We start from the raw sequence: 12,472 nt of genomic DNA, 5'->3' as shown, positions 1-12,472 counted from the left end.
ACTCGTTAAACACACTTTAAAATTTATACATCGCCATAAAGTGCAGACGTGTCATATCGCCATCTACGCCATTATCGAGCTCGCGTGTGGCTTGCGATAACTCAACTCCAAACGTTAACGCTTTATCTGGTGAGTACATGTAGTTCACGCCAATACGCTGAGTGCTCTCGGTGGTGCCGGTGCCAATTAAGGCCGTGTCGTTATCAGCCCAGCCGCGGCTGTAGGTAAAGCTTGAGCGTGAGGTTTCGCTCCAAACATGCCGGTAGGCAAGGGTTACGCCCATCACATCGATTGCTTCAAGCTCACCATTGGCGTCGATCACGGCATCATTAAAGGTATTCAAGCCAAGATAACGACCAAGACCTGAGCCCATGGTAAATGAGGCGCGAATGTCGTCATCACCAAGCATGTATTTGGCTGATAGCGAGACCCCGTAAGCGCCCGTGGTTTCATCGCTGCTATCGCCATCCACGTCATACGCCAACTGGCGCAAAATACCGGCAACGCTGTAGCTTAAATCACCTGATTTGCCAGTATATTTGGCGGTAAAGTCAGGCATCACGCCATCGCTTGAGGTGATCCGTGCGCCGCCGCCATTCGGGCTGACGGTGGTTTCTGGGTTTTCGATCGAGAAGCTCCAGCCGCCATCACTGTATTTAATCAATGGTTGGCGGTTGAACGCGACGCCATCGGTGGTGCCGATAAAGTCCACTGCCTCAGGCAAGGTGCTTAGGTTCATAAAGTTTGACCAAGCCTGACCGACGGTCCAGTTGCCGTATTTAATATAAGCCTGGCGGATTCGTGGGGCATATGAGCTACTAACCCGCTCGTTGCCATCAGGCATGGTGAGAAAGTCAATTTCAACGTGTGCAGCGACGCTCTCGCCGTTACTTAATTCTTGAGTGACATCCATAAATAACCGCGATTGCCGCGCATGGAAATCAGAGATCGCATCATCCCCCGTACCGCCCACTGGGGTAAGGCTGGGGATGTAAAATTGGCGACCAAGGTTACCACTTGCTGGGGCTGAACCATCGCTGTAGTCGCTCATGAAGGCGTCAAGTTTCACATAGCCGCCGAAGCTAAATTCAGGTTCGGCTGCTTGTGCTGCCGAGGTGAAGGCAAGACTGCCGACAACTGCGCTGGCAATCAGTGATTTCTGATAGCGTTTTAACATCTTGCTGTTCTCCATTATTTTGGATCGTTATTATGATTTTGCTCTAAAAGCATCGGACGCTTGCACAGAATTATCAATCTAGACTATGGTCTAATGGCGTTGCAGCCCGCATTATCACAAGGTAGTGGGCATAAAATTAAAGGCATCAGGAGGTTGTATGCAGCACGAAATTCACCCGGTTCCAGAGCAAGCCAAGGCGCGCGCGCATGTGAACAACGAGCAGTATTTGGCGATGTACGAGCACAGTGTTCGTGACCCAGAGAGTTTTTGGGCGGAACATGGACAACGGATCAGTTGGTTTAGTCCTTATACGCAAGTGAAACAAACCAGCTTCGCGCCGGGTAACGTGTCGATTCAATGGTTTGCAGATGGCACCCTAAATGCTTGCTATAACTGTGTTGACCGTCACCTCGCAGAACGCGCGGACAAAACTGCAATTATCTGGGAGGGGGATGACCCTTCGGTGAGTGAAGAGATTACCTATCGTCAGCTTCATCAAGAAGTCTCGCGCTTCGCCAATGGTTTAAAAAAGCTTGGGGTGGAGAAGGGTGATCGGGTGGCGATTTATATGCCGATGGTACCCGAAGCAGCCTACGCCATGCTTGCCTGCGCTCGTATTGGTGCCGTCCACACGGTCATTTTTGGTGGCTTCTCACCGAATGCGATTGCTGATCGAGTCAATGATTGCGGCGTAAAAGTCATTATTACCGCCGATGAAGGTCGCCGTGGCGGCAAGACCACAGCATTGAAAGCGAATGTCGATGAAGCCCTTGTCAATGACCGTTGCCCAACGGTTGAGCATGTGGTGGTGAAGAAAGTCACCGGTGGCGAGGTGGCGTTTACTGAGAGCCGCGATGTCTGGTGGGAGCAGTTGATCAAAGATGTCAGCAATGAGTGCCAGCCGACGGTGATGAATGCCGAAGACCCGCTGTTTATTCTTTACACTTCGGGTTCAACGGGTAAGCCGAAGGGCGTCTTACACACCACAGGTGGCTATATGGTGTGGGCGTCGATGACCCATGAATATGTCTTTGATTACCACGAAGATGACGTGTACTGGTGCGCCGCCGATGTGGGTTGGATTACCGGCCATAGTTATATTGTCTATGGGCCGCTTGCAAATGGGGCAACCACGCTTATTTTTGAAGGTTTGCCGACTTACCCAGGCGTAGGCCGGATTGGTGATGTCATTGATAAACACCAGGTCAATATTTTGTATACCGCCCCGACTGCGATTCGCGCCTTAATGGCCAAGGGCACAGCTGCGGCTGAGACCTCCAAGCGGACCTCGCTACGGACCATGGGTTCGGTGGGTGAGCCGATTAACCCTGAAGCCTGGGAGTGGTATTACAAAGTGATGGGCGATAGCCGTTGTCCGATCGTCGATACTTGGTGGCAAACTGAGACCGGCGGCATCATGATCACGCCTCTGCCGGGTGCGACGGCTCTTAAACCTGGTTCGGCGACGCGACCTTTCTTCGGTATCCAACCGGCGCTGGTCGATGCTGAGGGTAATGAGCTTGAGGGGGCTACTGAGGGCAATTTGATCATCAAAGATTCCTGGCCAGGCCAAGCCCGTACCCTGTGGGGCGACCATGACCGATTCGAGCAGACTTATTTCTCTGCGTACAAAAACAACTACTTTACCGGTGACGGCGCCCGTCGCGATGAGGATAGTTATTACTGGATTACCGGTCGGGTTGATGATGTTTTGAACGTTTCTGGACACCGTTTGGGCACGGCTGAAATCGAGAGTGTGTTGGTTGAGCATCCAGCTATTTCAGAAGCGGCGGTGGTGGGTTATCCGCATGATCTGAAAGGTCAGGGCATTTATGTTTATATTATTGCCATGGCCGGTACCGAGGTGAGTGACGAGCTTACCACTGAGGTGCGTAATTGGGTGCGCTCTGAGTTAAGTCCAATTGCAACACCTGATTTTATCCACTGGGCACCGGATCTACCGAAAACTCGCTCAGGTAAGATTATGCGGCGGATTTTGCGCAAAATTGCAGCCAATGAGTTTGAAAACTTGGGGGATACCTCTACGCTTGCCGATCCGACTGTGGTAGATTCATTAATCGAGCATCGATTAAACAAATGAATCTATGGCAAAGTTTTTAATCGCGGATGATCACCCGCTGTTTCGCGAGGCACTGCAAGGTGCCCTCGCGAACCACTATCCAGACTTGAGTTTACGTGAGACGGGCGACCTTGATTCGACCTTGGCCGCGCTTGCGTCGGATGACGATCTTGATTTGCTGCTGCTCGACCTGCACATGCCGGGCAGCGGCGACTTTTATGGTTTAATTCGCATTCGTGAAGACTTTCCGTTATTACCTATTGCAGTTATTTCTGGCTCAGACGACAGCCAAGTGATCGCCAAGTGCATCGGTTTTGGTGCCCTTGGATTTATTCCCAAATCGTTACCTTCGGCGCAAATTGCCGAAGCGATTGATGTGATTATGCAAGGCGATACCTGGGTGCCAGAAGCGGTGCGTGGGCGGCTCGATGAACTTAGCGCAGAGGACCAAGAGTTGGCAAGAAAAGTTGCCGATTTGACTCCGCAACAGTACCGCGTCTTGTACCTACTTCATGAAGGTTTGTTGAACAAACAAATCGCTTATCAGCTGAATATTACCGAGGCCACAGTGAAGGCCCACATTACCGCGATCTTCCGTAAGCTTGGGGTATACAGCCGCACTCAGGCGGTTCTTTTGGCCGAACGTTTACAACTAGAAGAACCTACTAATTCTTAACATCAGCTATTGCATTTTTGATGTCAGACCAGTTCCCTTAAACCTTTCGTAACATTTTTTCGTACTAAGGCCTACAAATCGGCTTGTTTCCTTGCTAAGTTAACACTGCACTGATTTGTGCATATGCAATCATAATAATTATACAACTTTAAAGGAAGAACCTATGAACAAGGTCTCAGTATTGGCCTTGGCCGTTGCCTCATCGTTAGCGGCGGGTGGTGCAGTTGCGCAGCAACTCACGCCTGTTACTGATGTGGGCCCGATTCTCGATCGGACGGTTCAAGCACAAGAAAAAGTTGCAAAAACTCATTTGCAACAAGAGTTTCCTACGTATTATATCGTGCAGCTTGAAGCTCCTGCTGCAGCAGTCTATCACGGTGGTATTAATGGTCTTAAAGCGACTTCTGCCGCTGCTCAAGGGAAAGATAAATTCGACGCGGATGCCGAGGCGACTAAAACCTACCAAGACTTCCTGCTCCAACAACAACGCGCTGTTGTAAGCGTGATGCAAAGCAAGTTTAAAGGGCTTGAGGTTGCGCAAAACCTAACTCTGACTATGAACGGTATGGTTATTAAAGTACCGGGCAAAGACGACATTAAAGAACAACTCGCAGGCATTCCGGGTGTAAAACGCGTTTATGAAAACGAAATGGTTTACGCCAACATGGATGCTTCAAATGACTTAATCAACAGTCCAGCCGTTTGGCAGGCACTTGGCGGTCAATCCAGCGCCGGTGCTGGCATCAAGGTGGCGGTTATCGATGGCGGGATTACCCCAGACCATCCGATGTTTGCCGCTAATGGCCATACGCCGTTAGCCGAGCGACCGGTCACCGATGACTATTGTGCTGAAGTGCCTGACTTCTGTAACGATAAACTTATTGTTGCGCGTTACGCTGAGCCAACCTTTACCGTGAACGAAAACGAGTACATGAGCCCGAAAGATTACGGCGGCCACGGCACGCACGTAGCGGGGACTGCAGTTGGTAACCCGGTAACGACAGATATCGGTGGCGTTGCAGTCAATTTCTCAGGGGTTGCACCAGGCGCTTATCTGATGGCGTATAAAGGTTTGTTCCGCACCCCGGCAGGACAAGGCAGTGGTTCAAACGCGATGCTCGTACCAATGCTTGAGTACGCTCTTGCTGACGGCGCAGACGTGATCAACAACTCATGGGGTGGTGGCGCTGGATCAGCCCCAGAAGATAGCGTTTACAAGCCCATTTTCGAAGCGATTAACGCTGCCGGCGTATTGACCGTTACCTCTGCCGGTAACAGTGGTCCGGGAGCACAAACGATTGGTTGCCCGAGCTGTATCGAAGATGGTTTGACCGTTGCCAATACGACTCATGGTCGTGAATTTGTTAACTACATTTCTGTGTCTGGGTTGACAGGTATTCGAGCTCTCGAAGCTGCGAATACCTTAGTAGAAGAGACGATCACTGGTGAAGTTAACGCTGCAATTGTAGTCGATGCCGAGAATGCTGAGGCATGTGAAGCTTTTCCGGAAGGCAGTTTCACGGGGCAGTGGGCGTTGATTTCGCGTGGTACCTGTACCTTTGAAGCAAAAGCGAACAATGCTGAAGCAGCTGGCGCTGAGGGTATTATCGTCTACAGTGATGATCGCCCAGCAACCTACATGGGGATGGGGGAATCAACATTACCAGGGTTGATGATCAGCAAAGCGGATGGTTTGTCTATTTTAGACGCTTGGGCACCTGGCGACACAGCCACGGTTACTCCAGCTCAGCCTTATACCGATCCAAACAATGCTGATATCGTAGCGAATAGTAGTTCGCGCGGACCTAACGGTAATCCGGATTTCTTGAAGCCGAATATCGCCGCACCCGGGACGAACATCCTCTCTGCTGCCACTGATGGCGGTGTTGCGCTGTTAAGTGGTACTTCAATGGCAGCACCTCATGTTACAGGTGCAGCAGCATTGATGAAGCAACATCACGGTGTTGATTCGCAAGCACTGAAGTCAATCTTAATGACGTCAACTGTTGGCGGTTTAGTTAAGACGGATGGTGTTACGCCGAGTGACCCATTCGATGTGGGTGCAGGTCGACTTGACCTTGCGCGAGCTGCAAACGTTGCAGTGGTAGTCGATGACCCGTCATTTGCTACTGCATCATGTGCGATAAGCTGTACCTTTGATCGTACCATTACCGATATTTCTGGTGCTGCGACGAATTGGACTGCTAGCGTGACTATGCGTGATCCGAATGTCACGGCAGAACTTTCTGCAACTGATATTACTGTCGCTGCAGACGGTTCGGTTGAGCTTAACTTGACGATCGATACAAGTTTTGCTGATGTTGGCTGGACTTTTGGTGAAGTTTTATTGGAAAGCAATGGCAGTGCGACGGATGTGCGTATGCCGATCGCTGTTTATGCGAGCAAAGCAGACAACCCAGCGATTGCATCAGTGGATCAAACTGCTGGAGTTGCTGAAATCGGTTCACCGTATACTATGACTGCGAAGGTTGCTTTGGGTGATAGTGAAGAACCGGTTAGCTTAACGGTTGCGATTCCTGATGGAGCAGTGCTTGATGAAGATTCAATTGTGGTAAGCACAACTCGCTCTTCGCCTGCCGATTACACTCTAACTGAAGATGGCAAAACCCTCTCATGGACCGGTACCCAAACTAATGCTGCAAATGAAACAGCATTTGAATCAGGTGCAACGGGTCCACTCCCAGCTGGATTTAGCTTATTTGCCGCAGGTGCTGGCACTTCGCTATGTGCCGCAGGTTGTGATGAGCAAGTGTATACCTTCCCAGTAGGTAACTGGGGTGGCGTCGTAGTGGATGGAGTCGTCTACGACACTGTTACCTTACCAATGAATGGTTTGGTGGGTGTCGGTTCACAAAGTGGTGCGATGGCGAACAGCTGGTTCAATGATTCTATTCCTAACGAGGCACCACCAAATGGCATTTGGGCGCCGTTCTGGACGGATCTTGAAATTGGTGGCGAAGCCAATAGTGAAATCCGTTATGGCGTCTATAACTTCGGTTCCGAAGCATTACCTGATTTCTGGTTCATCTGGGAGTTCAATAATGCTCGGGTATGGGGAGATGACTCAGGTGAACGTTATTCCTTTGCTTACTGGTTCCGCCTCGGCACTGACGAAGTTTACCTAAACTACATCGCCTTGGGTGCAGCACCGGAATTCCTGACTGTAGGGGTTGAGAGTAGTGATGGAACCTTTGGGGTACAGCAGTACTTCGATGGTGAAGGAACCTATCCGACAGCTGGCACTTTATATCGTGTTGAAGCGAACAAAGGTGAACGAGCAGAGACTCTAATAGAGTATGATGTAACGGTTCCATACCTTTCTGATGCTGAAGCACTGAGTGCAGGCACGCCGAAAAATGTTGCACTGGAAGTGGATATGAATCCGATTCTAGACGCAGCTGGCCGTGACTTGCTCACGCTCATGACGGCCGCAACTGGTGATCGCAGCTTCGCTGCAGGGTCGCTCCAGCGCATTATGCCAGATGGTGCGATGAGCCTAGAGTTCGTCACCGAGCCAGAAGCAGCGCAGGGTACTCTGAGTGAAGAAGCAGGTATGGTGACCTTTACTCCAGCTGCTGACTACACTGGTGAGGTCGTGTTCAGCTATCGTGGTGTGGACGAAGCAGGCAACGCTACTGCCACTGAAACAGTAACCATTAATGTTACTAACAGTGCGCCAGAGGTAAGCCTGAGTGCCTCAGCGACAACTGTGAACCCTGGTAACACTGTTAACTTGACTGCAACTGCGACTGACGAAAACGGTGATATCATCAACATTACCTGGTCTGGGACTGGATTGGCGGGTTCTGGTGGCACGAGTAATACCTTTACTGCTCCAGAAGTTGGTCAACAAACAACCTTTACTGTTGGTGTGACGGCAACAGACGGTGAACTTTCAGATACTGCTTCTGTTACGATCACTGTTCTACCTGTTAATAAGGGTGGCTCATTTGCAGCTTGGTTAGGCTTGTTGGCGTTACCACTGGTTTGGTTACGCCGTCGTAAAATGACGTTAAAACAAGTTTAAGTCGCTTAGCTACTTGACCAAAGTTAAAGCCCGCGCCAATCTAGTTGGGGCGGGTTTTTTATTGAAACATTAATTTTCAATGGAGATGAAAATGAAAGGATTAAATTTTTTAAAGGTGAGCATCGGTTTGCTTTTGCTCGCTGCTGTGGGGTGTAGCGAGGCTCCAACTGCCGCAGACGAACAAGTTAAGTCACAGGCTGACCCGACACTTACGGCAGAGAAGCAGGGGTTAACGGTTGCTGAGCAAGTAGAAAAGCTCTCGCAACTTGATAAAGAGATTCGCTCTATGGCGGGGACCGCTGTGGCGCAGTCGGCGCAACAGTGCCGAGTCGTTGCGGTGGGCAGTCGCCCTTGTGGCGGGCCGGAATATTATTTGGCTTATTCGGTCAGTAGTGTAGATGAGACGCAACTACTCGCTTTAGTTACTGAGTATAGCGAAATGCGCCAAGGTTTTGATGCACAGCAAGGTATTGTCGGCACGTGTGAGGTGATTCCCGAGCCGAAATTGGTGTTTATTGATGGTTATTGTCGGGCTTTACCCGCTGCAACTTACTAAATGTTTAACGACGCTGCTGGATATATTTCAGTAGCGCCTTTAATGCTGCTGGGCGCACCGGTTTTGGCATAAAGTGCAAGCCCTGCTGGCGCGCTTGTTGCCTTACGCTATCATCGCGCATCGCGGTGATCAGCGCAGCGGCGACATTATCCCCCCAGATGGTGCGCAATTCGCGCGCCAAACTTAAACCATCGAGTGGGTCGTCACTTAACTGATAATCTAGCAATAAGCCATCTGGCCGTTCGGTCGAGCGCGCATAGGCAATGGCATCGGCACTGGTTTTGAAGGTGGCGACGGTACAGCCCCATTTTTCTAATAACGCCCGCATTGCCGAGAGATTCTCGGGGTCATCATCGACACAAACTAAATGTAAACTATCGGCAGGGCCATGCTCGTCACTCTCGCGCACCACTTTCGGGATGACTTGGGCGGCGTTACCGAGCGGTACTTTCACTGAGAAGCAGCTACCCTGGCCATCGACACTGCGTAAGGTAAGTTCACAGCGCAGCTGCTCACTCATGCGTTTGGCGACGCTCAAGCCTAAGCCAACCCCTTCGACGCGGGTATTATTGCCGCGATAAAAGGCGTCAAATATGCGTCCTCGTTGCTGCGCGGTAATCCCCGGACCGGTATCCCAGACCTGGATGAGAATCGCTTCGCGGCGGGCACGCACCGCCAACAAAACTCGACCTTGGTCTTTATTGTATTTAATCGCATTGGATAAAAAGTTCTGCACAATCCGGCGTAAATAGGTCGGGTCGGTGTAGACCACAGCATCTTTATAACGCGCGCTAAATTTAATCTGCCGCTGCTGGGCTAGCATGCCGTATTCTTCGATCAGCGGCGCCAGAATACTTTGTAACTGTACGTGCTTGAAGGTCGGTTGCAATGCGCCTTGGTCCATTTTCGCAATCTGCAATAGGGTTGAAAGCAAATGCTCGGTTGAGGCGAGCGCCGTATCGAGTTTGCCCATTAATTGCAGGTTATGCTCGGTGAGTTGCTTTTCATCGACCGCAGATAAATAGAGCCGAGCGGCGTTGAGCGGCTGTAAGATATCGTGGCTAGCAAGGGCCAAGAACCGGGTTTTCGAGGCATTGGCATCTTCTGCTTCACGTTTTGCTTGCTTGAGCTCGACTTCGATAGCGCGGCGACGTTCAATTTCTTCCGTGAGCTCATTGTTGATCTCACGAATCTTGCGCTGGCGGGTGCTGATCCGCTGTTCGAGGTCAATATTTGCTTCCTCGAGGGCTTGTGCCGTTTCAACGTGTTCGGTGATATCGGTAAAACTCGTTACAAAACCGCCGTCAGGCAGAGGGTTCCCGACCATTTCGATCACCAGGCCATCGCCGCGGCGGCGAATAAAGCGGTGCGGCGAGCCCACTTGCATGTAATGCAAACGTTTACTGACTAACTCGTCAATTTCGCCTGGTCCACATTCACCGCGCTCGGCATTGTAACGAATCAAAGTAGCAATCGGCTGGCCCGGCTTGACCATGCCCTCGGGGTATTCGAATAAATCTAAATAGCGCTTATTCCAGGCGACTAAGCGCAACTCGGAATCAATCACGCTGATGCCTTGGGCAAGATTTTCGAGCGAGCTAAACAAAATCGATTGCTGGGTTTGCAGCGCTTGCGTGGTGTCATCAAAGAAATGCACGATTTCTTCTAAGTGCAAGCGCCGATCACGCAGGGCAGCCTCGATTAACGAGCGCGCAGTCGCCGCCCCAAGCACACCACTGAGGGCCCGTTCAACGTAATTAATCAGGTTGCGACTGGCAACATCATCCATATTGGTGTCGTGGATGGGTTGTTCGGGCTCAGCGCGATTGAAGTATTCGAGCAATTGTTGTGAGCGCTGCGGCCCCAAAAAAGTGCGCAATAGCAACACCATATCGGCATTGGTTGCTTGGTGATGCTTACCGATGCTGTATTCTTTGAGGCTGATCCGTGGCTGGACAAAGGCGGTGGCTTGGATCCGATCGATCAAGCGTGGCTGGGCCAAGAAACTAAAGATAATGTAGGCTAGGCTATTCACCACTAGGCTGATCAGGGTCCCGCGGGTAATGATGCTGGTGTCACTCAGTTCATGGGGTAAATACATAGGCACTGCAACGGCGAACAACCAAGCAACAAGACCTGCACCTAGGCCAATATAAACTCCACGGGCATGGCCCCGACGCCAGTATAAGCCACCGATAATTGCAGGGAGCAGTTGCAACACCACTGAAAACGCCAACAAACCGATACTGACCAGCCCGGTATTAGCGGCCCAGAAGTAATAGCAGAGGTAGCTTAACAGCAGGGTTAAGGCGATGGCGATACGGCGAATAAGCAGCAATTGTTGCTGGAAATTTTCGCTTTCAGCCGGTTGATTATTGGCAATAAATTGATGCGGTAGCGCAAGTCGGCGGCGACGCTGCAAAATAAACGGCATGATGACGTCGTTAGTTAGCATGGTACTTAAGGTCACCGAGGCAATGACTACCATTGCCGTGGCGGCCGAGAATCCGCCGATAAAAATTAGTAGTGCAAGTGCGGTTTGGTTTTCCAGCATCGGCAATTGCAGCGCATAAGTGGTGCTATCGACACTACTGCCAAGCAATGCATTGCCGGTAATGGCAATGGGAATAATCGCCAATGAGGTCAGGATTAAATATAAAGGGAAGCCCCAGCGCGCGGTTTTGAGGTGCTTCACGTCAACGTTATCAACCACTGCGACGTGGAATTGCCGTGGCAAACACAAAATAACTCCGGCAGCCATAAAGGTTTGCACAATAAAGTCGAACTTGCTCCAAGCCTGCCATGACCATTCTTCAGCGGGCAGGGTTTTGATGTGCTCAATCATGCTTACAGCAGAGTTTTGACTAAATAAGCCATAAGCGAACCAAGCGGCGACCAGCAGCGCAATCATTTTCACTGCGGATTCAAAGGCAATGGCTAATATCATGCCGCTACGGTATTCGGTGACTTCGACATGGCGAGTTCCAAACAGCATGGCGAACACGGCCATTAAGGCGGCGGCGACCAGTTCATTGATTGAAAAAGCACTCAAAGCCGAACCCTCGGTACTGAGCACAGTAAAGGTCATACCGACGGCTTTAAGTTGCAGGGCGATATAAGGGATGGTCGCAAGCGCTGCGATTAACGTCACAAAAAGGGCAAGGCGCTGGCGTTTGCCATAACGGCTGGCAATAAAATCGGCAATGGAGGTGATGTTCTGCTGCTTACTGACACTAACCAGTTTTTCCAGCACTTTAATGCCGAATACAAACAATAAAATAGGGCCCAGCAGGATAGGGAAAAACGCCCAGCCATAGTCGGCCGCATTTCCCACCGCACCATAATAAGTCCACGAGGTACAGTAAATCGCTAACGCCATACTATAAACAGTGGCATTACGGCTGAGTTTATTGGCAGCGGTACCGGTGCGATCGCCGTAGTGGGCGATCACAAATAAACAAAACACGTAGGCAAGCGCTGAACTAACCAATAATACTGTCATTCTATTCGTCCTAGACTTCGCTGTATCTGCTCACAGTATCCCCTAGCAGAATTCAGGGTCAAGCAGACCTTAGACCAATGTCTTATTTCGCAGTTGTAGATTGCCGACTAGATTGCTAAGTGAACCAATACAACCATAACAATAGAACAACTTGGAGGGCGTATGGCTTTCAAAAGCGAAGACCTCGCAAAAGCCTACTGGCGTGAAAACATATCACTGGTGCTAAAGCTTTTAGCCGTGTGGTTTGTGGTGTCGTACGGTTTTGGCATTTTACTGGTTGACGTACTCAACCAATTCCAATTCTTTGGCTTTAAACTGGGCTTTTGGTTTGCTCAGCAAGGGTCAATTATTACTTTCGTGGTGCTGATTTTTGTCTATGTGAAGCGCATGGCAGCCCTCGACAGTAAATACGAAGTTCACGAAGAGTAAGGGG

At 50.5% G+C, this 12,472-nt stretch carries 7 protein-coding genes; 5 read left to right on the top strand and 2 right to left on the bottom strand.

What is annotated here, in order from left to right; translation table 11 throughout:
• Positions 1-16 precede the first annotated feature (16 nt).
• Complete coding sequence (locus CWI83_RS04895) at positions 17-1,177, bottom strand: DcaP family trimeric outer membrane transporter (RefSeq protein WP_241969873.1); 1,161 nt, start codon at positions 1,175-1,177, stop codon at positions 17-19.
• A gap of 157 nt (positions 1,178-1,334) precedes the next feature.
• On the opposite strand from CWI83_RS04895, the gene acs reads away from it, so the two are divergent.
• The 4 genes from acs (at position 1,335) to CWI83_RS04875 (ending at position 8,537) form a co-directional block, all read left to right on the top strand.
• Positions 1,335-3,278, top strand: coding sequence for an acetate--CoA ligase (gene acs / locus CWI83_RS04890; protein ID WP_126826535.1), 1,944 nt, complete (start codon positions 1,335-1,337; stop codon positions 3,276-3,278).
• A gap of 4 nt (positions 3,279-3,282) precedes the next feature.
• A complete protein-coding gene (locus tag CWI83_RS04885; protein WP_126826533.1) occupies positions 3,283-3,933 on the top strand; it encodes a response regulator transcription factor in 651 nt (216 codons plus the stop codon).
• 163 nt (positions 3,934-4,096) lie between these two features.
• The gene (locus CWI83_RS04880) at positions 4,097-7,981 is read left to right on the top strand and encodes a S8 family serine peptidase (RefSeq protein WP_126826531.1); all 3,885 of its coding nucleotides are present in this window, start codon (positions 4,097-4,099) and stop codon (positions 7,979-7,981) included.
• Positions 7,982-8,072: 91 nt separating this feature from the next.
• Positions 8,073-8,537, top strand: a complete 465-nt coding sequence (locus CWI83_RS04875; RefSeq protein WP_126826529.1) for a hypothetical protein — start codon at positions 8,073-8,075, stop codon at positions 8,535-8,537.
• Positions 8,538-8,541: 4 nt separating this feature from the next.
• Here the strand turns inward: CWI83_RS04875 and CWI83_RS04870 are convergent, their stop codons facing one another.
• Positions 8,542-12,039: a hybrid sensor histidine kinase/response regulator gene (locus CWI83_RS04870; protein ID WP_126826526.1), complete on the bottom strand. Its 3,498-nt coding sequence runs from the start codon at positions 12,037-12,039 to the stop codon at positions 8,542-8,544.
• 162 nt (positions 12,040-12,201) lie between these two features.
• Here CWI83_RS04870 and CWI83_RS04865 point away from each other — a divergent pair, with 162 nt between their 5' ends.
• Positions 12,202-12,468 (top strand): DUF4212 domain-containing protein, encoded by a 267-nt coding sequence (locus CWI83_RS04865; RefSeq protein ID WP_126826523.1) that lies wholly within the window; start codon positions 12,202-12,204, stop codon positions 12,466-12,468.
• The last annotated feature ends 4 nt before the right edge of the window (positions 12,469-12,472 follow it).

Source organism: Pseudidiomarina taiwanensis (genome assembly GCF_003987435.1).
In the GTDB taxonomy this organism is placed as follows: domain Bacteria; phylum Pseudomonadota; class Gammaproteobacteria; order Enterobacterales; family Alteromonadaceae; genus Pseudidiomarina; species Pseudidiomarina taiwanensis.
This window is presented reverse-complemented; position numbering and strand designations above follow the sequence as displayed.